The 24,312-nt window shown below is 56.5% G+C and carries 17 protein-coding genes and 1 other RNA gene; 16 read left to right on the top strand and 2 right to left on the bottom strand.

The genetic code is table 11. The annotated features are described in order from the left end of the window. Positions 1-457 precede the first annotated feature (457 nt). Positions 458-1,255, top strand: coding sequence for a formate dehydrogenase accessory sulfurtransferase FdhD (gene fdhD / locus AACR93_RS10170; RefSeq protein WP_043850681.1), 798 nt, complete (start codon positions 458-460; stop codon positions 1,253-1,255). Next, a complete protein-coding gene (locus AACR93_RS10165; RefSeq protein WP_043850680.1) occupies positions 1,242-3,533 on the top strand; it encodes an FdhF/YdeP family oxidoreductase in 2,292 nt (763 codons plus the stop codon). The genes fdhD and AACR93_RS10165 overlap by 14 nt, the downstream gene beginning before the upstream one ends. 171 nt (positions 3,534-3,704) lie before the next feature. On the opposite strand, the gene ssrS is transcribed toward AACR93_RS10165, so the two are convergent. Both ssrS and zapA read right to left on the bottom strand, forming a co-directional pair. Then, positions 3,705-3,887, bottom strand: a non-coding RNA gene (gene ssrS, locus AACR93_RS10160) — 6S RNA. A 16-nt stretch (positions 3,888-3,903) separates the two neighbouring features. Then, positions 3,904-4,236 carry a cell division protein ZapA gene (gene zapA, locus AACR93_RS10155; protein WP_033116026.1) on the bottom strand — a complete coding sequence of 111 codons (333 nt, stop codon included), beginning with the start codon at positions 4,234-4,236 and terminating at the stop codon, positions 3,904-3,906. A 173-nt stretch (positions 4,237-4,409) separates the two neighbouring features. Here zapA and AACR93_RS10150 point away from each other — a divergent pair, with 173 nt between their 5' ends. The 14 genes from AACR93_RS10150 (at position 4,410) to AACR93_RS10085 (ending at position 24,309) form a co-directional block, all read left to right on the top strand. Continuing rightward, positions 4,410-4,979 (top strand): UPF0149 family protein, encoded by a 570-nt coding sequence (locus AACR93_RS10150; protein WP_033116025.1) that lies wholly within the window; start codon positions 4,410-4,412, stop codon positions 4,977-4,979. Positions 4,980-5,156: 177 nt separating this feature from the next. Then, positions 5,157-6,407: a 2-octaprenyl-6-methoxyphenyl hydroxylase gene (gene ubiH, locus AACR93_RS10145; RefSeq protein WP_043850679.1), complete on the top strand. Its 1,251-nt coding sequence runs from the start codon at positions 5,157-5,159 to the stop codon at positions 6,405-6,407. A gap of 108 nt (positions 6,408-6,515) precedes the next feature. Continuing rightward, positions 6,516-7,784, top strand: coding sequence for an FAD-dependent 2-octaprenylphenol hydroxylase (locus AACR93_RS10140; RefSeq protein ID WP_043850678.1), 1,269 nt, complete (start codon positions 6,516-6,518; stop codon positions 7,782-7,784). Between the two features lie 417 nt (positions 7,785-8,201). Beyond that, the gene (gene gcvT / locus AACR93_RS10135) at positions 8,202-9,299 is read left to right on the top strand and encodes a glycine cleavage system aminomethyltransferase GcvT (RefSeq protein WP_043850677.1); all 1,098 of its coding nucleotides are present in this window, start codon (positions 8,202-8,204) and stop codon (positions 9,297-9,299) included. An 89-nt stretch (positions 9,300-9,388) separates the two neighbouring features. After that, complete coding sequence (gcvH, locus tag AACR93_RS10130; RefSeq protein WP_033116021.1) at positions 9,389-9,778, top strand: glycine cleavage system protein GcvH; 390 nt, start codon at positions 9,389-9,391, stop codon at positions 9,776-9,778. Positions 9,779-10,039: 261 nt separating this feature from the next. Then, a complete protein-coding gene (gene gcvP, locus AACR93_RS10125; protein ID WP_043850676.1) occupies positions 10,040-12,916 on the top strand; it encodes an aminomethyl-transferring glycine dehydrogenase in 2,877 nt (958 codons plus the stop codon). Between the two features lie 308 nt (positions 12,917-13,224). Next, positions 13,225-13,815 (top strand): restriction endonuclease subunit S, encoded by a 591-nt coding sequence (locus AACR93_RS10120; RefSeq protein WP_231554860.1) that lies wholly within the window; start codon positions 13,225-13,227, stop codon positions 13,813-13,815. Between the two features lie 50 nt (positions 13,816-13,865). Then, on the top strand, positions 13,866-15,389 hold the full coding sequence (locus AACR93_RS10115; protein WP_043850675.1) for a type I restriction-modification system subunit M: 1,524 nt from the start codon (positions 13,866-13,868) through the stop codon (positions 15,387-15,389). Continuing rightward, entirely contained in the window at positions 15,379-16,530 is a 1,152-nt protein-coding gene (locus tag AACR93_RS10110) for a restriction endonuclease subunit S (RefSeq protein WP_043850674.1), read from the top strand. Before AACR93_RS10115 ends, AACR93_RS10110 begins: the two co-directional genes overlap by 11 nt. A 13-nt stretch (positions 16,531-16,543) precedes the next feature. After that, entirely contained in the window at positions 16,544-17,794 is a 1,251-nt protein-coding gene (locus AACR93_RS10105; RefSeq protein WP_043850673.1) for an SIR2 family protein, read from the top strand. Further along, positions 17,791-19,506, top strand: coding sequence for an ATP-binding protein (locus AACR93_RS10100; RefSeq protein ID WP_043850672.1), 1,716 nt, complete (start codon positions 17,791-17,793; stop codon positions 19,504-19,506). The genes AACR93_RS10105 and AACR93_RS10100 overlap by 4 nt, the downstream gene beginning before the upstream one ends. Then, positions 19,503-22,784, top strand: coding sequence for a type I restriction endonuclease subunit R (locus AACR93_RS10095; RefSeq protein WP_231556927.1), 3,282 nt, complete (start codon positions 19,503-19,505; stop codon positions 22,782-22,784). The genes AACR93_RS10100 and AACR93_RS10095 overlap by 4 nt, the downstream gene beginning before the upstream one ends. Before the next feature lie 4 nt (positions 22,785-22,788). Next, on the top strand, positions 22,789-23,580 hold the full coding sequence (locus AACR93_RS10090; protein ID WP_043850671.1) for a M48 family metallopeptidase: 792 nt from the start codon (positions 22,789-22,791) through the stop codon (positions 23,578-23,580). Positions 23,581-24,021: 441 nt separating this feature from the next. After that, positions 24,022-24,309: a hypothetical protein gene (locus AACR93_RS10085; protein WP_043850670.1), complete on the top strand. Its 288-nt coding sequence runs from the start codon at positions 24,022-24,024 to the stop codon at positions 24,307-24,309. Positions 24,310-24,312: the final 3 nt, after the last annotated feature.

The raw sequence follows: 24,312 nt of genomic DNA, 5'->3' as shown, positions 1-24,312 counted from the left end.
GGAGATGTGTATAAGAGACAGGTACCGGAGAGTTCGCCCTGGAACAGGGCCAGCTCCTGCTTGAGCGCCTCCTGTTCCAGCAACATCCGCTCGGCATACTGGCGCACCAGCTCACCGGCCTCGGTCAGGGCGACAAACTGGCTGGTGCGTACTACCAGATCGGTGCCGACACTCTTTTCCAGGGCAGTAATGCTGGCCGAGAGGGTCGGTTGGGTGATGTGGCAGGCTTTGGCCGCTTTGGCAAAATGCCGGTGTTTGGCCAGTTCGTGAAAGTAGTGAAGTTGCTTGATGTTCATCTGGTTGTAGTGGAGGCAGTGGAACCGGCTATTGAAGAATTAATCAATTGAAAAAACATCTTCGATAGAACAACTCTATCAGGATATAGATTTATTTCATTGGTCTTGCGTCAGTCGCCTCTCTAAACTTGAATGCAGTTTGCATTTTTAGGCCAACCTGCATGCCTGCCCATTCGCCCGTCGCAACCCCCGCCAACTTGCCGTCACTGGATCATCTGGTGGAAGAGGTAGCCGTCGCCATCAACATCAATGGCATCAACCACGCGGTGATGATGGCGACCCCGGACGATCTCGACGACTTTGCCGTCGGCTTTCTGTTTGGTGAGGGGATCATCCGGCACAACCACGAAGTCCACGACATTGAGATCGCGCCTGCCGAGCAGGGGGTGGTGCTGGACATCACCATCGCCAACCGCTCCTTGTCCGCTCTGACCGAGCACAAGCGCCGGCTGACCGGGGTGACCGGCTGCGGCATCTGCGGCGTAGCGGCGGTGGAGCAGGCGCTGCCCGCATTACCGGTGTTGCCGCTGACGCCGCCGCTGGATGGGGCCTTGCTGGCAGGGCTGCGTGCGCAGATCGCCCAGTGGCAGCTCAAGGGACAGCAACACGGCGCCCTGCATGCGGCGCTGGCGCTGGATGCCGAGGGCCGGATCCTCCACTGCCGGGAAGATATCGGGCGCCACAATGCCCTCGACAAGCTGATCGGCCTGCTGCTGCGTCAGCAAAGTGCGTGCGACACCCTGGTGGTGACCAGCCGCTGCGGTAGCGAGCTGGTGCAAAAAGCCGCCCGCTTCGGTGCCCGTCATCTTATCTGCCTGGCATCGCCCAGCCAGCTGGCGGTCAGGTTGGCCCTCAAATACAACCTCAACGTCGTTCATATTCCCAAGTTTGATGCCCCGGTCAGCTATTCGAGCTGTCGCCCGGCGGATCCCATCGGAGAGTGCCATGAGTCATATTGAAAAGCCCGCCAAAGCCGGCGGTTTTTCGTCCCTGCAATCCACCATGAAACAGGTGCTGCGCAGCCAGAAGACCCGTCAGAACATCAAGAACCTGCTGCGGGTCAACCAGACCGATGGCTTCGACTGCCCGGGGTGTGCCTGGGGTGACAACGACCACGGTACCTTCCAGTTCTGCGAGAACGGCGCCAAGGCGGTGGCCTGGGAGTCTACCGGCAAGACGGTGGGGGCCGAGTTTTTCGCCGCCCATTCGGTGCGCCAGCTGGCCAGCCAGAGCGACTACTGGCTCGAGTATCAGGGGCGGCTGACCGAGCCGATGCGCTACAACCCGGCGACCGATCACTACGAGCCGGTAAGCTGGGACGATGCCTTCACCCTGATTGCCGGCACCCTCAAGGGGCTGAATAGCCCGGACGAGGTGGAGTTCTACACCTCGGGGCGTGCCAGCAACGAGGCCTCTTATCTTTATCAGCTGTTTGGCCGTTTGTTTGGTACCAACAACTTCCCCGACTGCTCCAACATGTGCCACGAGGCGAGCGGGGTAGCGCTGATCCAGTCGGTCGGCATCGGCAAAGGCACTGTTGTGCTGGATGACTTCGACCAGGCCGATGCGGTGTTCGTCTATGGCCAGAATCCGGGTACCAACCATCCGCGCATGATGAATGCCCTGCGCCAGGCGGCGCGTGGCGGCTGCAAGATCGTCAGCTTCAACAACTTGAAAGAGGTGGCGCTGGAGCGTTTCGCCAGCCCGCAGAGCCCGCTCGAGCTGCTGACCCCGGCGGCCACCACCATCAGCCACCAGTACCTGACGCCGAAACTGGGTGGCGATATGGCCGCCATCCGCGGCATGGCCAAGTACATCCTGGAAGAGGCGCCGGAGGCGGTGGATCGCGATTTCATCGCCCGCCACACCCGCCACTTTGCCGAGTACGAGGCGCAGGTGCGTGCCACCGACTGGGCGGCGATCGAGCTGCAATCCGGCCTGACTCGCGCCGACATCGTGCAGGCTGCCCGGGTCTTTGCCGCCAGCCAGCGCATCATCAGCTGCTGGGCCATGGGGGTGACCCAGCACCTGCACTCGGTCGATACCATTCGCGAAATCGTCAACCTGCACCTGATGCGCGGCCAGATTGGCAAGCCGGGAGCGGGACTCTGTCCGGTACGGGGCCACAGCAACGTGCAGGGCAACCGTACCATGGGGATCAACGAAAAGCCCACCGCCGCCTTTATCGACCGGCTCGAGCGTCATCTGCAGTTGAGCCTGCCGCGGGCCCGTGGCCACAATGTGTACGAAGCGCTCAAGGCGCTGGACGAGGGTAAGAGCAAGGTGCTTATTTGCCTGGGTGGCAACCTGGCGGCAGCTGCGCCCGATACCGACTTCACCTATGGGGCGATGAAAAAGGCCGAGCTCAACGTGCAGATCAGCACCAAGCTCAACCGCAGCCATCTGCAGGTGGGCAAGGCTGCGCTGATCCTGCCCTGCCTCGGCCGTACCGAGCTCGATATCCAGCGCAGCGGCAACCAGAAGATCACGGTGGAGGACACCTTCAGCATGGTGCACGCCTCGACCGGCGCAGCCGAGCCGGTATCGTCCCTCTGCCTCTCCGAGACCGACATAGTCGCGCGGATGGCTCATGCCACCGTGGGCAGCGAGCGGGTCGACTGGCTGGCTCTGCGCGATGACTATGCCCGTATTCGCGATCTCATCGAGCAGACCATCGCCGGCTTTGCCGATTTCAATGCCCGCATCCAGCAGCCGTGCGGTTTTCATCTCGATAACTCCGCAGCGCTGCTGACCTGGAATACTGCCAGCGGCAGCGCTGAGTTTCGTGCCAGCACCTTGCCGCAATCAGTGTTGCCGGAGTGTACCCGCCATGCCGAACAGATGGCGGATCAGCCGGTACTGCTGCTGCAGAGCCTGCGCTCTCACGATCAGTACAACACCACCATCTACGGCATGGATGACCGTTATCGCGGCATCAAGGGCCAGCGCAACGTGGTGTTCATGAACGAGGCGGATGCTCGCCAGCTTGGCTTTACCGAAGGGGATCGGGTCGACATGGCGGCCATCTGCAACGATGGGCGCGAGCGCAGCGTGACCGGTTTTGTGGTGGTGATCTACGAGATCCCGCGTGGCAACATCGCGGCCTACTATCCGGAAACCAATCCGCTGGTGCCCATCGACAGTATCGGCGCCGGCTCGTTTACCCCCACCTCCAAGTCCATCCCGGTGCTGGTGACTGCCTCCCGCCAGCCGGAGAACCTGTTGCTGGTCAAATAAACGGAATAACGCGGCTGGCTGCACTAACACCGCCTGCACTTTGAATGCCGTGATGCCCCGGATGAACTGTTCATCCGGGGCATTTTTCTGGTGTGCGGGGCAGGGGGGCTGGTTGCATGGACAAGCAGGAAAAGAAAAAGCCCGCCACATGAGTGACGGGCTTTTTGCAGTTGGAACCCCGGAGATGCCGTTGCCGGTTTGGGCCCTTGAACCGTCGGTTCAAGGCGGGGTTCGGATCTGACCGCAGGCTTCTCGGTCGTGCCGAGCATGCGCAATAGCCAGAAGGCAGAACCCCTGTTTGGTATGAATATCGGCTCGGGGACTTGAACCGGCTGACAAACACCCCAGGGTATTTCAAAACAGTTTGCGATTAGGGCTGCTGCCCCTCTTCGCTGGAATCGCCATATTGACCGTGCTCGATCAGGGCAGCTTCGATAGTGCGCTGCAGCATCTTGATCCGCTTGTCCATGGTCTCAGAGTATTGGTGGTTCTTCTCTTTTTCAAGACAGAGCTCATGGCAGAAATTAAGCGCCGCCATGACCGCCAATTGCTCGTTGCTGGAGACTTTGGAGCGTTGACGCAGGTCGATCAGTTTATCGGTCAGCTGGTCGGCGGCCTGGCGCAGGGCATCCTGCTGTCCCAGGGGACAGGATACCTTGTAGGGACGTCCCAAAATGACGATTTCTACGGCCTCTGTGCTCATGCCTTCCTCAATACGGCGGAGCTGATTTCCGCCTTTATCCACGTGGACAACTGGGCGGGACTATATAGCGCAGATACATAAGTTTCAAGGCCTTGCTGGCTCTGGAAGAGGGAGAATGCTAGGATCCTGACCATTAATTCTGCAAATTTGCCTGAACTTTGAGCGGATCCTCTATGAGCAAAACAAACCCCCTTAAATATGCGGCTGTGGCCGACATCATGGAGCAGCATGAGCTGATGGCCAGTGCAGTCGAGGCCCATGGTGTGATCTGCGGTCTGGTGTGTGGTGGTGTGGCACTGGATGAGAAGAGCTGGGTTCCCCATTTCAACGATTTGGTGAACGACGGTTTCGGTCTGCCGGCCCCGGTGCGCCAGGTGATGACCGATCTTTATCACAATGTGGTCGAGAGTCTGATGGCCCAAAAAGGGGTGGAGTTGTTGTTGCCAAGCGATGATGCTCCCCTCGATGAGCGGATCGATGCGCTGGTGGACTGGTCCCAGGCGTTTCTGGCCGGTTTCGGCGTGGTGCAGCAGGAGCTGTCGCGTGCGTCGGAAGAGCTGCAGGAGATGATCCAGGATATCGCCAGCATCACTCAGGTCTCTGCCGAGTTCGATCAGGAAGATGACGAGAACGAAGCCTCCTTCCTGGTGCTCTACGAACACGTCAAGCTGGGGGTCATGATGGCCTTTGAAGAGTTTGGCAAGCGCCCCGATACCCCGAGCGCGCCGCCGACCCTGCACTGATAGATTGTTGCAGGCAAGTCAGCCTCCTTTTGCAAGAGCGCCAACAGGCGCTCTTTTTGTCGGCCATATTCTGGCTAACCCTGTGAGCCGTAACCGCTTTTTTGCCCTCAAGCGCACATCCGCAGGTCGCCTTTGTGGTAGCATGAGTCCACGTTTTTCACTTCTCCCTCTCTGCTTATGCCCCAATCTGATGTGCGACAGGTCGATGTGACGCTGGTCGGTGGTGGAATGAGTGGTGCCGTGCTGGCCCTCTCGCTGGCGGCCCTGCGCAAGCCGGACGGCTCGCCCCTCGATATCCTGCTGCTGGAGGCGAGTGCCCCCGAGGCGCAACCATCCGCAACTCCTGCTCACCCCGGTTTTGATGCGCGCGCCATTGCGCTCTCGGCCGGTACCTGCGAAGCCCTCGAGCGGCGCGGACTTTGGCCGCAGTTTGCGCCACACTGCGCCCCCATTACCCAGATCCATGTCTCGGATCGCGGCCACAGCGGTCAGACTTGTCTCTCGGCGGCGGAGTATGGGTTGCCTGCGCTAGGTCAGGTGATCGAGTTGGCGGCGGCGGGGGGCGAGTTGCAGCGAGCGATGGCCGCCATTTCGCACATCAAGGTGATCTGTCCGGCCAAATTGCGCGAGGTAGCGCCGCGGGAGGAGGGGGTGACTCTCACCCTCGAGAGCGGTGAACAGATTGATACCCGACTGCTGGTGGCGGCGGACGGGGGCAACTCCTTCGTGCGCCAGCAGTTAACGCTGCCGGTGAGCCGTCACGACTATGAGCAGAGCGCCATCATCGCCACCGTTAAAACCCAGCAGGATCCGGCGGGCCGTGCATTCGAACGTTTTACCGAGAGCGGGCCGCTGGCGCTGCTGCCGATGCAGGACGGCCTCTCTTCGCTGGTGTGGAGTGTCAGACGGGACGAGGTGGATGAGCTGATGGCGCTCGATGATGCCGCCTTCCTTGGCCGCTTGCAGCAGGCCTTTGGCTGGCGGCTCGGTCGCTTCGAGCGATGTGGCGTGCGCAACGTCTACCCGCTGATCCTGACCGCCTGTGACTACCCGCTGGCCCAACGTACCGTGCTGGTGGGCAATGCAGCGCATGCCCTGCACCCCATTGCCGGGCAGGGTTTCAACCTCGGGATGCGGGATCTCGACCTGCTTACCGGGGCGGTGGCCAAGGCGCTGGCAGAGGGCGAGGATATCGGCAGCTTCAAGGTGCTGAGCGGTTACTGGCTGCTGCGTCAGCGCGATCAGGAGCAGACCGTCTGGCTCACCTCCTCGCTGGCTCAGCTCTTCTCCAACAGCCACGATCCGCTGGTGGCCGGGCGCAATCTGGCGCTCTCCCTGATGGGGCGCCTGCCGTGTCTCAAGGCGCCGCTCGCTGCGCGTACTCTGGGGTTCGTCGCCGATCTCTGTAGCAATAATCGGCGGCAATAAATCGCCAGAGTTCAACAAAGAGCCCAGCAAAGAGTTCAACAGTTGCACGAGGGGAGGCCAGGCTGCCCCCCTCTGCTGGCCGATGGCCAGCCATGAAAGGATGAGATGATGCAGATGCAAAGTGTCGATGTGGTGATTGTCGGTGGTGGCATGGTGGGCCTCGGGCTCGCTGCCGCCCTCAAGGAGAGCGCCCTCAAGGTGGTGGTGGTCGAGGGGCAATTGCCCGCCCCGCAGCTGGGGGAGGTGGCCGACAATCGGGTCAGCGCCCTGAGCCTCGCCAGCCAGCAGATCCTGCGCCATGTTGGCGCCTGGGACGGTATTGAAGCGCGCCGCATGCAGGCCTACGACAAGATGGCGGTGTGGGAGCAGGACAGCTTCGGCCATATCGACTTTGATGCGGCCAGCCTGCGCCAGCTATCTCTTGGTCATATCGTCGAGAACCGGGTGATCCAGCTGGCGCTGCTTGAGGCGATTGAGGGGGCCAGCAATATCCAGTTGCTGACCCCCGCCAGAGCCAAGAGTCTGCAGAGTGGCCCGGCGGGCGCCCTGCTGCTCCTTGAAGATGGTCAGGCCATCTCGGCCAAGTTGGTGGTGGCTGCCGATGGTGCCCACTCCTGGGTGCGCCGTCAGGCCGATATTCCGCTCACCAGCTGGGATTACGGCCACCACGCGCTGGTAGCAACGGTACGCTGTGCCGAACCCCATGAGGCGGTGGCCCGCCAGATCTTCACCCCGGATGGCCCGCTCGCCTTTTTGCCGCTGTGGCAGGAGAACCTCTGCTCCATCGTCTGGTCGCTGCCTGCGGCCCGCGCCGAGGCGCTCTGCGCCTGTGATGACGAACAGTTCAACCGCCAGCTCACCACCGCCTTCGATGCCCGCCTCGGTCTGTGCAAGGTGGAAGGGCCGCGCAGCGCGATTCCGCTCACCGCCCGCTATGCCCGCGATTTTGCCCGCGAGCGGCTGGTGCTGGTGGGTGATGCCGCCCACACCATCCACCCGCTGGCGGGGCAGGGGGTCAACCTCGGCCTGCTGGATGCGGCCGCGCTGGCGGAGCAGATCTTGCAAAACCATGCCACGGGCGAAGATATCGGTCTGCTTGCCAGCCTGCGCAGCTACGAGCGCTGGCGCAAGAGCGAAGCGGCTCGCATGCTGGCGGCGATGGAGGGGCTCAAGCGGCTGTTCAGCGGTGCCAACCCGCTCAAGAAGCTGGTGCGGGGCGTGGGATTGCGCGCGGCCAACCTGCTGACGCCGTTCAAGGAGGGGGTGATCCGTGCGGCCATGGGGCTGGAGGGTGAACTGCCCGCATTGGCCCGTCCTGACTGGGCTGTTGCGGCAACCAAGGGCAGTGCCATGCAGGCCAAGGGTGAAAAAAACTAATATTACTGGCCGTTTTTGGCAACAAAAGTAATCCGACAAGGCTGATGCCCCATTTTGGGCATCAGCCTTTAATTTTGGTGTGTGGCGAAACGTTTTTCTGCAAATTGTGACGAAACGGTAAAAATCAAAATTTAATCTCGGCTATGGCCGCTTGAGGCTGTTTTTATCGCGCCATTTATCTTAGTGTCTTGAGTCAGTTTACGGGGAGGGGATTAGTTTTTTTTGAGCGGCACGCTCGACGGCTTGTCATATAATCCGCTCCGTTCAAGGAATCCCTCTTGCCTGGCAAGGGCAGGAGCGAGCCACACCCTGTGATCCGATAGTGTTCCCGCTGCGGCGCAGCGCTGCCGGGGTGAAGATGCGGATCGCAAGGGCTGTCGCTGAAGCGAAAAGGCTTTTTGCTAAGGAAAGAATGCGATGATCCAGACTACAGTACTGCATCCCAAACACCTGGAAGCCGGCGCCAAGATGGTGGACTTCCACGGTTGGGAGATGCCCATCAACTACGGCTCCCAGCTGGAAGAGCACCACGCGGTGCGCAGCGATGCCGGCATGTTCGATGTCTCCCACATGACCATCGTCGATTTGACCGGCGAACGGGTCAAAGCCTTTCTGCGACACCTGCTGGCCAACGACGTGGCCAAACTCACCGTCTCCGGCAAGGCCCTCTACAGCGGCATGCTCAACCCGGAAGGCGGGGTGATCGATGACCTCATCACTTATTACCTGACCGATACCTTCTACCGACTGGTAGTCAACTCTGCCACCCGCGAGAAGGACCTGGCCTGGATCCGCCATCACGCCATCGACTTTGATGTCACCGTGACCGAGCGTCCCGAGCTTGCAATGATCGCGGTGCAGGGGCCCAACGCCAAGCTCAAGGTAGCGACCGTGCTGAGCGCCGCCCAGCGCACCGCCGTGGTGGGGATGAAACCCTTCTTCGGCGTGCAGGCTGGCGATCTCTTTATCGCCACCACCGGTTACACCGGTGAGGATGGTTATGAAATCGTGGTGCCGCAAGAGAAAGCCTGCGAGCTGTGGCAGGCACTTCTGGATAACGGCGTTGCCCCCTGTGGTCTCGGTGCCCGCGATACCCTGCGCCTCGAAGCGGGCATGAACCTCTATGGTCAGGATATGGACGAGTCAATCTCTCCCCTCGCCGCCAACATGGCCTGGACCATCGCCTGGGAGCCGAGCGATCGCAACTTTATCGGCCGCGCTGCGCTGGAAGCGCAGAAAGCGGCGGGCAACCAGCCCAAGCTGGTGGGGCTGGTGATGGAGGAGAAAGGGGTGCTGCGTGCCGGCATGCCGGTCACCTTCACCGCGGCAAACGGTGAGAAGCGGGAAGGTGTGATCACCTCCGGTTCCTTCTCGCCCACCCTCGGCTACAGCATCGCGCTGGCGCGGGTGCCCCGCGATATCGGCGAGCAGGCCGAGGTGGAGATCCGCAAAAAGCTGGTCACCGTGAAGGTCACCAAGCCTGCTTTCGTGCGCAACGGCCAGAAGCTGGCATAACCCTCTTACATTTGCAGGCGGGCAGGCGTCCGCCTGCCCGATTTAGCAATGAGCGTTTCAACCCGACTCAAAGATCAAAGGAAACAGAGATGAGCCATATCCCGAGCGAACTGAAATATGCCACTTCCCACGAGTGGATCCGTGTCGAAGGCAACGGTGAGGCCGTGGTCGGCATCACCGAGCACGCCCAGGAGCTGCTGGGTGACATGGTGTTTGTCGAGCTGCCGGAAGTGGGCAAGCAGGTGAGCGCCGGTGATGACTGCGCCGTGGCCGAGTCGGTCAAGGCTGCCTCCGACATCTACAGCCCGGTGAGCGGCGAGATCATTGCCGTCAACGAAGAGCTGGAAGGGAGCCCCGAGCTGGTCAACTCTGACCCCTACGGCGCGGGCTGGCTCTACCGCATCAAGCTGGACGATGCAGGCGAACTGGCCAACCTGCTGGATGCCGAAGGCTACCAGAACGTGGTGGACGAAGAGTAATGCCCTTGGGCCCTGCGAGTGCGGGGCCCATTTGTATGGCTGCAGGCCCCGGGTCTGCAGACGGGTGAAGTGGCCCATATTCGATCCTCAGGCTCGGCTTGAGGTCTGTTTACAGGGTGACCCCCGGGATGCCCGCGAGCATCCGGTGCCGCTTTGTTCTGACAGCGGCATAGCGAACATGAGTGAAGTTGGCACGTGCCGGCTATCAGCACTGTCTATACAGGATTTATTAGCAGGACCTATTTATCAGGAATCAGGGAAATGACCCAGTCACTGTTTGAACTCGAACAAAAACACGATTTTGCCCGCCGCCATATCGGCCCGGGCGAGGAAGAGCTGCGCCAGCTGCTGGCAACCATCGGGGCCGAGAGTCTGGACGATCTGATTGCCCAGACCGTGCCCGCCGCCATTCGCCTGCCGGGCCCGCTCGGCATCGGTGCCGGCATGACCGAAGTGGAGGCGCTGGCCAAGCTGAGAGGCTATGCCGCCCAGAACAAGATTGCCAAGAGCTATATCGGCATGGGTTATCACGATACCCATGTGCCCCACGTTATTTTGCGCAACGTGCTGGAAAACCCGGGCTGGTATACCGCCTACACCCCCTACCAGCCCGAGCTGGCACAGGGCCGTCTCGAAGCCCTGCTCAACTTCCAGCAGCTGACGCTGGATCTGACCGGCATGGATCTGGCGAGCGCCTCCCTGCTGGATGAAGCGACCGCCGCCGCCGAGGCGATGGCGCTGGCCAAGCGGATGGCCAAGTCCAAATCCAACCTCTTCTTCGTGGCCGATGATGTGCACCCGCAGGTGATCGACGTGGTCAAGGAGCGCGCGGTTCACTTCGGTTTCGACGTGGCGGTCGGCGCCGCGAGCGATGCAGTGAGCGAAGAGGTGTTTGGTGCCCTGTTCCAGTACCCCACCACCACCGGTGAGGTGAAAGATCTGCGCGCTCTGATTGCCGCGGTACAGGCCCAGAAAGGGCTGGCCTGTGTCAGCGCCGATCTGCTCTCTCTGCTGCTACTCAAATCCCCGGGCGAGCTGGGCGCCGATGTGGTGCTGGGCTCCGCCCAGCGCTTTGGCGTGCCCATGGGCTACGGTGGCCCCCACGCCGCCTTCTTCGCTACCCGCGATGCCTACAAGCGCTCCATGCCGGGCCGTATTATCGGCGTTTCCAAGGATGCCCGCGGCAAGGCCGCGCTGCGCATGGCGATGCAGACCCGCGAGCAGCATATCCGCCGCGAGAAAGCGAATTCCAACATCTGTACCGCTCAGGTGCTGCTGGCCAACATGGCGAGCTTCTACGCCGTCTACCACGGCCCGGTAGGGCTGAAAACCATCGCTTCTCGCGTGCACCGTCTCACCACCATTCTGGCGCTCGGCCTCAAGGCCAAGGGTGTGGCCCTCAAGCATGCCAGCTGGTTCGATACCCTGACCGTGCAGAGCGCTGACAAGGCCGCGCTGATCGCCAAGGCCGAGGGGCTCGGCATCAACCTGCGTGCAGACCTAGATGGCGCAGTAGGGGTGTCACTCTCTGAAACCACCACCCGCGCTGATGTGGCCGAGCTGTTCGAGCTCTTCCTCGGTCAAGGTCACGAGCTTGATATCGAGGCCCTCGACAAGGCGGCTCAGGCTCATCATGCCATCCCGCAGGATCTGCTGCGCACCGATGCCGTGCTGACCCACGAGGTGTTCAACAAGTACCACTCCGAAACCGAGATGCTGCGTTATATCCACCGTCTCGAAGCGAAAGATCTGGCGCTCAACTACGCCATGATCTCCTTAGGCTCCTGCACCATGAAGCTCAACGCCACCGCCGAGATGATCCCGGTGACCTGGCCCGAGTTTGGCAAACTGCACCCGTTTGCCCCGCTGGCGCAGGCCAAGGGCTACCAGCTGCTGCTGGCCGACCTCGAAAACTGGCTGGTGAAGGTGACCGGTTACGATGCGGTCTGCATGCAGCCCAACTCCGGGGCGCAGGGTGAGTACGCTGGTCTCTTGGCCATCAAGAAGTACCACGAATCCCGCGGCGAGGGGCATCGCGACATCTGCCTCATTCCGGCTTCTGCCCATGGTACCAACCCGGCCTCTGCCCAGATGGCGGGGCTCAAGGTAATCGTCACTGCCTGTGACAAGTCGGGCAACGTGGATCTCGACGATCTGCGCGCCAAGGCGGCCGAGGCGGGGGATCAACTCTCCTGTCTGATGGTGACCTACCCCTCTACCCATGGGGTGTATGAGGAGACCATCAAGGAGGTGTGCGACATCGTTCACCAGCACGGTGGTCAGGTCTATCTGGACGGCGCCAACATGAACGCGCAAGTCGGGTTGACGGCGCCGGGCTTTATCGGGGCGGACGTCTCTCACCTCAACCTGCACAAGACCTTCGCCATTCCTCACGGCGGTGGCGGCCCGGGCATGGGCCCCATCGGCGTGAAGAAACATCTGGCACCGTTCGTGGCCGGTCACGCCGTAGTCAAGACCGACAAGGAGAGCCGTGACAACGGCGCCGTGTCGGCGGCACCGTTTGGCTCAGCCAGCATCCTGCCCATCAGCTGGATGTATATCGCCATGCTGGGTGACGAAGGACTGAAGAGATCCACTCAGGTGGCCATCCTCAATGCCAACTATCTGGCCAAGAAACTGGGTGACTCCTTCCCGGTGCTCTATTCCGGGCGCAACGGTCGGGTAGCTCACGAGTGCATTCTGGATATCCGTCCGCTCAAGGAGGCTTCCGGCATCAGCGAGATGGACGTGGCCAAGCGGCTGATGGACTACGGCTTCCACGCACCGACCATGAGCTTCCCGGTAGCGGGCACCTTGATGGTCGAGCCGACCGAGTCGGAATCCAAGCGCGAGCTGGATCGCTTCGTCGAGGCGATGACGTCCATTCGCGCCGAGATTGCCAAGGTGCAGGAGGGGCAGTGGAGCCTCACCGACAACCCGCTGGTCCATGCGCCGCACACTCAGGATGACGTGATGGACGCAGAGTGGTCCCGTGGCTACAGCCGCGCCGAGGCGGTCTTCCCGTCCGAGGCGGTGCGTGCTGCCAAACTGTGGCCATCGGTCAACCGTATCGACGACGTCTACGGCGATCGCAACCTGTTCTGCGCCTGTATCCCGACCGAGGATTACGCCAAGTAAGGGCGTGTCCTGATCACGGCCATTTAAGTTGGAAACCGTGACATTGAAGTTGGAAACCGACCATTCAAGTTGGAAACTCAAAGGCCCTGCAACAGCAGGGCCTTTTTATTTTGTGCGGTGAATATCTGTAATTAAATTACAAAAATGATCTCGGTTGGATCTTTCAGGCAGGTCAGGGTCTACCTCTTGTTAATGGTACACATAAAAGCATCATTTCCATTGATGCAAAATAATGGGCATTGATATTGACTCAGTAGTGTCAGATGCGACACACTGTGACTGCATCATTAACGATGAAGAGATTTTTTGTGAAGCTGAACCAAATTGCCACCATCAGTGCTGGGCACCCCTATCGCGGCAAGATCCCGGAGATCGATTCCGGCAGCATGGCCGTGGTGCAGATGAGAGATGCCTCGCCAGAAGGGGGGGTTGACTGGTCTGCCTGCCTTCGTTCTGAGCCTACCAGCAAGAAGGAGCCTGACTGGCTGCAAACCGGCGATATCTTGGTGGCGGCCCGTGGCAGCACTAACTATGCCGTGCTGGTTGATACCGGGCTTGCACCATTGCCCGCCGTAGCCGCCCCTCACTTCTATGTGGTGCGGTTGCATAGCGAGGCGCTCAGTCCCGAATTTCTGGCCTGGCAGCTCAATCAGTCCCCTTGCCAGCGCTACTTCGAGCTTCACGCCGAAGGCAGCGCTGCCAAAAGTATTCGTCGTCAGGTGTTGGCGGAGACCCCCATCGGCATCCCATCTCTTGCGAGACAAGTAGCCATCATGAAGATGGTCAACATCCTGCGTGAAGAGCGACGTCTGACGCAACAACTGCAACGCAACGGCGAGCAGATGATGCAGGCCATCGCTGCCAGCCTGCTCGAGCAATCCGATCAGCAACCGAAATAGTTTCGCTGAGCAGCCCATTTTTCCAAGAAATACCCAAGGAATTGTGACTTATGACTACCTCGATAAACCAGGATGATATCAACAAGGCCCTCTGGTCTGCCTGCGATACCTTCCGGGGCACCATCAGTGCCGATACCTATAAAGATTTCGTGCTCACCATGCTGTTCCTGAAATACATCTCCGATGTCTGGCAGGATCACTACGATGGCTACAAGGCCGAATATGGCGATGAGCCGGAGCTCATTGAAGAGATGCTCAAAAACGAGCGTTTCGTGCTGCCCAAACAGGCCAGTTTCTACAGCCTGTTCGAGCGTCGTCACGAGCCGGGCAACGGCGAGCGGATCGATCAGGCGCTGCACGCCATCGAAGAGGCCAATGGCACCAAACTCAAAGACGCGGGCAAGAGCGTGTTTCAGGACATCAGCTTCAACACCGACCGCCTCGGCGAAGAGAAGCAGAAAAACACCATACTGCGCCACCTGATGGAAGATTTTGCCAAGGATGAGCTCAACCTCAAGCCGAGCCGGGTCGGCACCCTGGATGTGATCGGCAACGCCTACGAGTATCTCATCAAGAACTTCGCTGCCAGCGGCGGCCAGAAGGCGGGGGAGTTCTATACTCCCCCCGAAGTTTCCGATCTTATCGCCGAGCTGCTGGAGCCGATGCCGGGCGACACCATCTGCGATCCGGCCTGTGGCTCGGGGTCGCTGTTGATGAAGTGCGGCCGCAAGGTGGTGGCAAACCATGGCGAGAAGCACTACGCCCTCTACGGTCAAGAGGCTATTGGCTCTACCTGGTCGCTGGCCAAGATGAACATGTTCCTGCACGGGGAAGATAACCACAAGATCGAGTGGGGCGACACCATCCGCAACCCCAAGCTGCTCGATAAAAACGGCGATCTGATGCGCTTTGATATCGTGACCGCCAACCCGCCCTTTTCGTTGGATAAATGGGGTTATGAGGAAGCTGGAAATGATAAGTTCGGTCGCTTCAAGCGCGGGCTTCCACCCAAGACCAAGGGGGATTACGCCTTTATCCTCCATATGATTGAAACCCTTAAGCCCAAGAGTGGCCGCATGGGGGTGGTGGTGCCCCACGGCGTGCTATTCCGGGGCTCCAGCGAGGGGAAAATTCGCCAGCAGTTGATCGATGAAAACCTGCTCGATGCGGTGATCGGCTTGCCGGAGAAGCTCTTCTATGGCACCGGCATCCCCGCCGCCATCCTGATCTTTAAAAAGCAGAAGGTGGATGACAATGTGCTGTTTATCGATGCCAGCCGTGAGTTCAAGGCGGGTAAAAACCAGAACCTGTTGAGTGCGGACAATATCGCCAAGATCGTCGCCACCTACCGCAACGGCGGCAATGTCGATAAATACGCCTATCTCGCCTCGCTTAAAGAGATCAAGGAGAACGACTACAACCTCAATATCCCACGCTATGTGGATACCTTCGAGGAGGAAGAGGAGATCGACCTGCTGGCCGTGCGTGCTGAGCGCGAACAACTGAAAACCCAACTTGCCGAGCTGGAAATCGAGATGGCCAAATATCTGGAGGAGCTGGGTTATGGTGCCTAATGGATGGGAGGTAAAACATTTATCAGAGCTGGCAAGCAAAGTTAGTGATGGCATCCATAAAACGCCGTTATACGCTGAAAGTTCAGGCGTTTATTTTATCAACGGTAACAATCTCAAGAATGGCTCAATAGTAATCCAAGACTCAACAAATTTCGTCGACGAAAATGACGCAGAAAATCACCGAAAAGATTTAGGTGAACGTACTATTTTAATGTCGATAAACGGAACTATTGGGAATTTGGCATATTACAGAGGTGAAAACGTTGTTCTCGGAAAAAGCGCTGCTTACATAAACGTGAAGAATAGCGTTGACTTGGACTTCGTTTACTATGTCCTATCTAGTTCAAAGACACAGGCCTTTTACGAATCAGAGCTTACAGGCACAACGATCCGAAATTTGTCGATCAAATCTATAAAGAATACTAAGGTAGATACTCCGCCTCTTCCTGAACAAAAGAAAATCGCCCAAATCCTCTCCACTTGGGATAGGGCAATCAGCACTACCGAGCAACTGCTGGCCAATAGTCAGCAGCAGAAAAAGGCGCTGATGCAGCAACTGCTCACCGGCAAAAAACGCCTGCTGGATAGCAATGGAGTTAAATTTCAGGGCGAATGGCATCGCACAGAGCTGGGCGAGTTGCTTGACTATAAGCAGCCGACACCCTATTTGGTTGAATCTACTGAATACCGTGACGAATACAAAACGCCTGTATTAACAGCGGGCAAGACATTCATTTTGGGTTACACAGATGAAACGTCCGGCATTTATCAGGAAAAACTGCCAGTGATCATCTTTGATGATTTCACTACCGACAGTAAATTTGTCGATTTTCCCTTCAAGGCAAAATCAAGTGCAATGAAAATCTTAGTCGCAAAAAAAGGCGTATCAATCAAGTATGTTTTTGAAGCTATGCAGATGTTGAACTTTGCTGTGGGTGGGCATCAACGTCATTGGATTTCAATTTTTTCAAACTTGGTTATTCCGGTTCCAAGCAAGGAAGAGCAGGAAAGAATCGCATCGGTCTTATCTGCTGCCGATCAAGAAATCCAAACCCTGCAATCTCAGCTCGACGCCTTGAAACAAGAGAAAAAAGCCCTGATGCAGCAGCTATTAACCGGCAAGCGGCGTGTGCAACCCTAAGGAGATTTGAAATATGACAAAACCGCGCACCCTGTCTTTTTTCTCCGCAGATTCCAAACAGGTTGATGAGCAAGGGGCTCCGCTTGTGATTGAACTGGGGCAAGAAGATTACTATGACAAATTGGTCCCTTTGCATAAGTTTATTAATCAGTTGGTTGATGCTGAGAATTTAATCGTACTGGCGGGCTCAGGCACTTCGCTAACGTTTAATCTAAGCAGGAAACCAAACATCGCGCCGAGTATGGGCGATTTATGGAAAATTTGTAGCGACTTGGATACCAGCCTATTTGGTAAAGTCTTGAAGGCTGTTAAATACTCTGATGTTGCAGAGAAATGGGATAATGGAGAGCAAAAAGAAGATATTGAATTGCTGCTCTCATTGTGCGACTCCTACCTATCCCTGAAGTGTTTATCAGCGGCAAATCAGAAAAGTGTTGAAGCTTTTTTGAAAGCAGCGAAAGATGCTATTTTGGAGCAAACCAACTTTGTGGATCGTGTTGCAGCTGATGGGTGGAGTGCTCACAATACCTTTGTCGGTGTATTAGGGCGCAGATCACCAAAGCAGAAACGGCTAAAGCTATTTACGACCAACTATGATCTAGCGTTTGAAACGGCGGCTTCGAACACAGGGATGATTGTTATTGATGGCTTTGATTTTTCAAATCCATCTCGCTTTAATCCCGCATGGTTTCACTATGACATAGTGAACAGAAGCCAAGCTTCGGAGAAAGGCGGTGCTTACCTGCCAAATATCGTGCATCTGTACAAGATTCATGGTTCTGTGGATTGGGTCAGGACTAGCCAAGGGGTTCAAAAACGCAGCGCCTTGAACACCACCGAAGGTGAGCCGGTGTTCATTTATCCTAGTAGCTCCAAATATCAAAGCTCCTATGACTCACCCTATCTGGATATGATGGCTGCGTTTTTAGATGCGCTGCAAAAGCCAAAAACGGCACTGCTCTGCATTGGGTTCGGCTTCAATGATAAGCATATCAACAACGCAATCACGATGGCGCTACGCACCAACCCTGAATTGATGGTTATGGCTGCAACCAAAGATCCATTCAGCGTAAGTGGTTCATTTAATTCAGCGATACGATCTCAATTCATGAACGTCATTAAGGCTGGCGATTCAAGAGTTGCTATTGCTGATTGCACTTTTGATGTGTTTGCTAGCCTTTTGCCAAATCGACATAAACCAACCCCTGAGGAAAGCTTGCTCAAAGCCTTTGAACTAGTGGTTCAGCGTGGGGGCGCGGTATGAGCGAAAGTTGGTTTTCTCCGCATGATAGTAATCGCCGAATCGGTAGCCTAGTCGATGTGTCTGCAACCGAGGCCAAAATTAATCTAACCAAGGCTGGTTCTGGTGAACAGACTTGGATTCTAGGTACTCGTATTCCGATTGGTGAAGTTAATGAATTTGTTTTCATCGACTGTGGACAGCTTTCTATCCTCGCTCGGGTCGTTAAAGTTTGGTTAGAGAATGGCGAGCGGCTAAGTGTTGAGGGTCTGGATGATAGCCATCCCAACAACAATCCGATTGGGATTGTGCAACTGCTGGTGAGTGTTGATGTTGAAACAGGCTTTAATCATCGCGGGGTCAAGCAATACCCTCGCTTGGGCGCCCAAGTTTATGCGGCTCACCCAAAGCTAGTATCAATGTTGGCGGAAGGTGTGCTAAACACTCGCGACAACGACTTACAGCTGCCCATTGCAGAAATGCCGCATGATTCCTCTGCCAATATTGGCATCACCCCAGAAAAACTATTTTCCAGACATTGCGCCATTCTAGGATCTACCGGTGGTGGAAAAAGCTACACCATGGCTAATCTCATGGAGAACGTGCATACCCATGGTGGGAAGATCTTACTCATTGATGCCACTGGAGAATATGCAAATTTACCCTGTGAAAGCTATTGCGTAGGCGAAAGCGCGAACGCAAAAATTGGACAAAAAGTAACCTACCCGCATTGGATGTTTACGGATACTGATTTGCGTGTTCTGTTACGTCCATCGGCTCAAAGTCAGGCCCCGAAATTGGATGAGGCCGTTAGGAGTCTAAAAATAGTCTCGCTAAGTAAAGAGATGAACTTTGATGGGCTAAGAATTGAAAATGGATTACTTATAAAGAAAAACACCAGTAAATCAGTTTTTGAGACCGCAATTGTAAAAGCTGCTACAGAGCTTTCAGATGCTAAATGGTCATTTGGCAAATTAGCAGATCAGATTGTTCAGGAGTGCCTTAAGCCTAACTATAAAGATGAATCAAAATGGGGGGATATAGCTGAAAATGATGTTGGCTATTGCCTAAATTTAATTTCTAGAATTAAAGCCATGTCAGCAAACCCTAACCTCAACTGGATGATTGATTGTAATGACTCGTTCAAATCAATCCCAATGTTGCTCGAAAATTTTTGTAAATCCTCTGAGGCAAAAACCCTTCGATTAGATTTATCGGACATCCCCTTCGAAGCTAATGCCAGAGAAATTCTTGTCAACGCAATTGGCAGAAAGCTGCTGTCATTAGCTCGCAAAGCTGAAATTAGTCATGAAAATCCACTGCTTGTCTTTATTGATGAATCCCATCAGTTTTTAAATAAAAAGATTGGTGATGAAACATCGAGGATTGATCTTAACGCTTTTGGTGATATAGCCAAAGAAGGGCGTAAGTATGGCTTGAATGTTGTTATTGCCACCCAGCGACCACGTGATATCCCTGAAGATGTGCTGAGTCAAATCGGTACATTGATTGTCCATCGTTTGACCAATGAAAAAGACCAAGAGATTGTTAAAAGAGCTGTAGGGTCGATTGATCAACGTTCTGCATCATTTTTACCTGTTCTTGGGCAAGGTGAAGCTCTTTTGCTTGGGGTCGATTTCCCTTTTCCAATGACAGTGAAAATTAAGTCACCAAAATCGAAACCTCAATCCAGAAGTGCAAATTTTTCATCTGCATGGAAAAAGGATCGACGATGATGCAACTAGCACCGAAATTTCAGGAAGAGTACAGCGCCAAGATCCCGGCTTTGACCCTGCTGACCCAGTTGGGCTGGACTTTCCTCTCCCCCGAACAGGCGCTGGCGGCGCGGGATGGCAAGGCCGATCAGGTAGTGCTGCGTCAACAGCTACGCAGCGTACTGGCCGAGCGCACCTTTGTGTTTGCGGGCAAAACCTATCCGCTTTCCCCTAAGTCAGTGGACAATCTGGTGAGCGAGCTGTGTAGTCCGGCCCTGAATGAAGGGTTGCAGGCGGCCAACGAGCGGCTCTATAACCACCTGCTCTATGGCATGTCCGTCACCGAGTTTGTTGATGGCAAGAAGGTGAGCCCCACCATCCCCCTGATTGACTGGCACAATCCGCACAATAACCGCTTTACCTTTACCGAAGAGTTTCGGGTCACCCGCGCAGGGGGCATCGAGTCGCGTCGCCCGGATATCGTCTGTTTCGTCAATGGCTTGCCCTTAGTGGTGATCGAGGCCAAGCGCCCGGATGGCAACGCCAAAAAAGGGCCGACCATCAACGAGGGGATCTCCCAGAGCCTGCGCAACCAGCGCCCGGACGAGATCCCGCTGCTGTTTGCCTACAGCCAGTTACTGCTCTCCATTAATGGCATCGAAGGGCGATATGGCACCTGCGGTACGCCGGAGAAGTTCTGGGCCGCCTGGCGTGAGGAGGACATCGGTGATGGCGAGATGACGGCCATCAAGAATCAGCCGCTCTCATCCGAACAACGCTCTGCCCTGTTTAGCCACCGGCCCGCCGCCGACCTGAACTGGTATCAGTCTCTGGTTGCGGCGGGCGAACTGGCCGTCAGCGATCAGGATCGGCTGCTCATCAGCCTGCTTTCCCCGGAGCGGCTGCTGGAGATGACCCGGCTGTTCACCCTGTTTGACAAGAAGGCGGGCAAGATAGTCGCCCGCTACCAGCAGGTGTTTGGCATCAAGCGGTTGATCGAGCGTATCAACCAGAAACGCCCAGATGGCGGGAGAGAAGGTGGGGTGATCTGGCACACCACCGGCTCGGGCAAGTCGTTCACCATGGTGTTCCTTAGCAAGGCGCTGATCCTGCATGACAGTTTGAAACAGTGCCGCCTGCTGGTGGTGACCGACCGGGTGGATCTGGAGAGCCAGCTCAGCAAGACCTTCGCCTCCAGCGGCGAACTTGCGGGCAAGAAAGATAAAGAAGCGGCCATGGCTACCTCGGGCAAGCGGCTGGCCGAGCAGATCGGTAAGGGCAGCGAGCGGATCATCTTCTCGCTTATTCAGAAGTTCAACTCAGCGACCAAGTTGCCGGAGTGCATCAACAAGAGCCCGGATCTCATCGTGCTGATCGATGAGGGCCACCGCAGCCAGGGGGGCGAGAACCATGTCCGCATGAAGCTGGCATTGCCCAACGCCGCGTTTGTGGCTTTTACCGGCACGCCGCTTCTCAAGGATGACAAGACCACCAATAAGTTTGGCCCCATCGTCCATGCCTACACCATGCAGCGGGCGGTCGAGGACAAGACGGTGACGCCGTTGCTCTACGAGGAGCGCATTCCCGATCTGGAGGTCAACGAGCGGGCTATCGACAGCTGGTTTGAGCGCATAACCCAGGGGTTAAACGAGCAGCAGCAGACCGATCTGAAACGCAAATTTGCCCGCAAGGGCGAGATCTACAGCGCGGAAGATCGCATCAAGCTGATTGCGTTCGATATCGCCAGTCACTTTTCAAACCACATTGTCGAGGGGCTCAAGGGCCAGCTGGCCTGCGATAGCAAAGCCTCGGCGGTGCTCTATAAAAAGTACCTCGACGAGGCGGGGCTGTTCGAGTCGGCGGTGGTGATGAGTCCGCCCGACAGCCGGGAAGGCAACACCGAGGTCGATGAATCGACCACACCGCTGGTCACTCAGTGGTGGAAGGAGAATGTCGGCACTCAGGATGAGCAGGTATATTCCAAAGCGCTTATCGAACGCTTTGCTGATGAGAATGATCCCCTCAAGTTGCTGATCGTGGTAGACAAGCTGTTGACTGGCTTCGATGAGCCAAAGAACACAGTGCTCTATATCGACAAGCCACTCAAAGAGCACAACCTGATCCAGGCGATTGCGCGGGTCAACCGGCTGCACCCGAAGAAGCAGTTCGGTCTGCTTATCGACTATCGCGGCATCTTATCCGAGCTGGATACCACTATCGGCAAGTATCAGGATCTCGCTTCCCGCACCCAGGGCGGCTATGACGTTGACGACCTCAAAGGCCTCTACAACCAGATGGGCACCGAATATAAGCGGCTGCCTCAGCTCTACCAGACCCTGTGGAACATTTTCGCCGGGGTGAAGAACAAGCAGGATATCGAGCAACTGCGTCAAGTGCTGGTGCCCAAGATGGAGGAACTGGACGGCGAACTGGTGGATGTGAACCTCAAGGTGCGAGAAGACTTCTACGAGGCTCTCACGGCGTTTGCCAGTTGCCTGAAAGTGGCGTTGCAGTCGGTCTCTTTTTTCGAGGACAGCGCCTTTAGCGAGGCGGATCGTCGCCACTACAAAGAGACGGTGAAACAGCTCTCCAGCCTGCGCCAACTGGTGCAACAGGATGCAGGTGAGAAGATTGACTACGACGAATATGCCGAGCAGGTGAAGAAGCTGTTGGATAAGCATGTGGTCGGTGTAGAGGTCAAAGAGCCGGGTGGCTTCTATGAAGTCGGCAAGATGGGCCAAAAACAGCCAGAAGAGTGGAACGAGAACAAGACCCGTAACGAGACCGACATCATCAAGACTCGCGTCACCCGCATGATCGAGCAGGAGCTACGCGACGACCCCTACGCTCAGGAAGCCTTCTCCAAGTTACTGCGCCAGGCCATCGAGGAAGCTGAGAAGCTGTTCGAGCACCCGCTCAAGCAGTACATGCTGTTTCGGGAGTTCGAAGAGCAGGTGCAGGAGCGGCGTCTGAGTGACATTCCTGACGCCTTTGCCGGTCATCGTCACGCGCAGGCCTACTTTGGGGTGTTCAAAAAGGTACTGCCGGAGGTGTTCGCCATTACCGACAGCCAGGTACAGGAGAAGTGGATAAAGCTGGCCTTTGAGATCGATACGGTCGTGGATGCATCGGTGGCCGAGCACTCCATCAACCCGCAGAACATCGAGGCGGGTATTCGCAAGCAGTTGCTGCCGCGTATGTTCCAGGAGTGCAAAGCAATCGGCAGTGGTATGGAGCAGGCCAAGAAGATTGTCGAGATGGTGGTGCAGATCACCCGAGTCGGCTTGAGCGGAGTCTGATCAGATGAATGTGCCTATTCGGGTCAAGGGCGATGCTCAGCCCCAGGCTCCAGCTCCATCCTTTAGCTTTCGCTACGGCGATGAGCGGATCGCCTTCGAGCGGGTGCAACGGAGACAGGCTAGCGGCAAGGTGCTTATCAAGGTGCATCCCGATTGCCGCGTCGTGGTCTCGGCCCCGCGTGAGACGGCTGATGATGCGGTTCTCGCAGCGGTAAAGCAGCGCGGACGCTGGATCTACGAACAGTTACGCGACTTTCGCCAGCAGTTGGAGCACGTCACCCCACGCCAGTACATCAGCGGTGAGAGCCACTATTACCTCGGCAAACAGTACCTGCTCAAGGTGATCAAAGCCCCTGATTCGGTGCAGGGGGTCAAGATGTTGCGTGGCAAGCTGGAGGTATCGGTCAGGAGCCTAGTCACTGATAGCGCAAAGAGAGCCGAGAAAGTCCAGGCACTGCTCGCTGACTGGTACAAGGCTCGTGCCAGGGAGGTGTTTGCCAGACGACTCAATGCCATGCTCGATCAGGCCATCTGGGTTACCGAGCGTCCGCCCCTGCGCATCCTGACCATGCAGACCCAGTGGGGCAGTTGTTCCCCCAATGGCCGGATCACGCTTAACCCGCATCTGGTCAAAGCGCCCCGCGAGTGTATCGATTACGTGATCCTGCACGAGCTCTGCCATATTGCCGAGCACAATCACAGCGAGCACTTTTACCGGCTGATGGGTCAGGTGATGCCCGGTTGGGAAAAGACCAAAGCGCGGCTGGATGGGATGGCTAATCGCTTGTTGACGTGAGTTATCCGCTCGTCAGTCACCCACAGCCCGGCAGACCACCCTTGCCGGGCTGAATTTTTTGGTATGGATGCATTGATTACTCTTCGCATGGAGCCTTTTGTAGCCAAAAACGGACATTTTTTCTGAGCGGAATCATCAATCGCTTCAGAATAATGTTCTATATCCGCCACCCTCTTATGTCAAAAAAGGAATAAAAAACATTTACTTATTATTTATAAAAATAAATATTCGTGATTATGTATGCTTATGTGATTTTTTATAACTATATGTTTTTTAATATAAAAAATGAAATTTTGTTGAGTGTGGCATTTTTGCCATGATAGCGTCGATAGTTATTATTTATAAAAATAAATAAGTAAAAACAACGCCTTACGTGCACTATTGCGGTTGACGACCCCCTGCCCAGTTACTAGGTTGTATGCAGGTCAGGTAGGAGTAGTCATGCAGCAAAAAACGGTTCAGCAGCCCATCGTCACCGATGCGGAGATCGCAAAAACAGCACGGTATAACCGAGACATCAAAGCTTCGGGGTATCGCCCCTGGGTCACGGTGCGGCAGTCCCATACCTATGGTCAGGGGCAGATTGTGTATAGTCACAAAACGAGACGTGAGCATCATCTGCTGAGTCGTGGCGAGAGGGCACCATTTTTCTATTTCGAACGCGATCCAACTGTTATCGACATTCTCGAACAGTATCCGTTACCACTGCATCAAACTCTAAATAACTGATCC

Origin of the sequence: Aeromonas sp. L_1B5_3, from assembly GCF_963866575.1 — a bacterium.
Lineage (GTDB): Bacteria > Pseudomonadota > Gammaproteobacteria > Enterobacterales > Aeromonadaceae > Aeromonas > Aeromonas jandaei.
This window is presented reverse-complemented; position numbering and strand designations above follow the sequence as displayed.

Excerpts from the sequence above, each read along its gene's own strand:
- AACR93_RS10085 (WP_043850670.1), top strand. The coding sequence starts at position 24,022 with ATGCAGCAAAAAACGGTTCAGCAGCCCATCGTCACCGATGCGGAGATC.
- AACR93_RS10165 (WP_043850680.1), top strand. The coding sequence starts at position 1,242 with ATGAGTCATATTGAAAAGCCCGCCAAAGCCGGCGGTTTTTCGTCCCTG.
- AACR93_RS10100 (WP_043850672.1), top strand. The coding sequence starts at position 17,791 with ATGAGCGAAAGTTGGTTTTCTCCGCATGATAGTAATCGCCGAATCGGT.
- ubiH (WP_043850679.1), top strand. The coding sequence starts at position 5,157 with ATGCCCCAATCTGATGTGCGACAGGTCGATGTGACGCTGGTCGGTGGT.
- AACR93_RS10105 (WP_043850673.1), top strand. The coding sequence starts at position 16,544 with ATGACAAAACCGCGCACCCTGTCTTTTTTCTCCGCAGATTCCAAACAG.
- AACR93_RS10090 (WP_043850671.1), top strand. The coding sequence starts at position 22,789 with ATGAATGTGCCTATTCGGGTCAAGGGCGATGCTCAGCCCCAGGCTCCA.
- gcvP (WP_043850676.1), top strand. The coding sequence starts at position 10,040 with ATGACCCAGTCACTGTTTGAACTCGAACAAAAACACGATTTTGCCCGC.
- gcvT (WP_043850677.1), top strand. The coding sequence starts at position 8,202 with ATGATCCAGACTACAGTACTGCATCCCAAACACCTGGAAGCCGGCGCC.
- AACR93_RS10140 (WP_043850678.1), top strand. The coding sequence starts at position 6,516 with ATGCAGATGCAAAGTGTCGATGTGGTGATTGTCGGTGGTGGCATGGTG.
- zapA (WP_033116026.1), bottom strand. The coding sequence starts at position 4,236 with ATGAGCACAGAGGCCGTAGAAATCGTCATTTTGGGACGTCCCTACAAG.
- AACR93_RS10150 (WP_033116025.1), top strand. The coding sequence starts at position 4,410 with ATGAGCAAAACAAACCCCCTTAAATATGCGGCTGTGGCCGACATCATG.
- AACR93_RS10110 (WP_043850674.1), top strand. The coding sequence starts at position 15,379 with ATGGTGCCTAATGGATGGGAGGTAAAACATTTATCAGAGCTGGCAAGC.
- AACR93_RS10115 (WP_043850675.1), top strand. The coding sequence starts at position 13,866 with ATGACTACCTCGATAAACCAGGATGATATCAACAAGGCCCTCTGGTCT.
- gcvH (WP_033116021.1), top strand. The coding sequence starts at position 9,389 with ATGAGCCATATCCCGAGCGAACTGAAATATGCCACTTCCCACGAGTGG.
- fdhD (WP_043850681.1), top strand. The coding sequence starts at position 458 with ATGCCTGCCCATTCGCCCGTCGCAACCCCCGCCAACTTGCCGTCACTG.
- AACR93_RS10095 (WP_231556927.1), top strand. The coding sequence starts at position 19,503 with ATGATGCAACTAGCACCGAAATTTCAGGAAGAGTACAGCGCCAAGATC.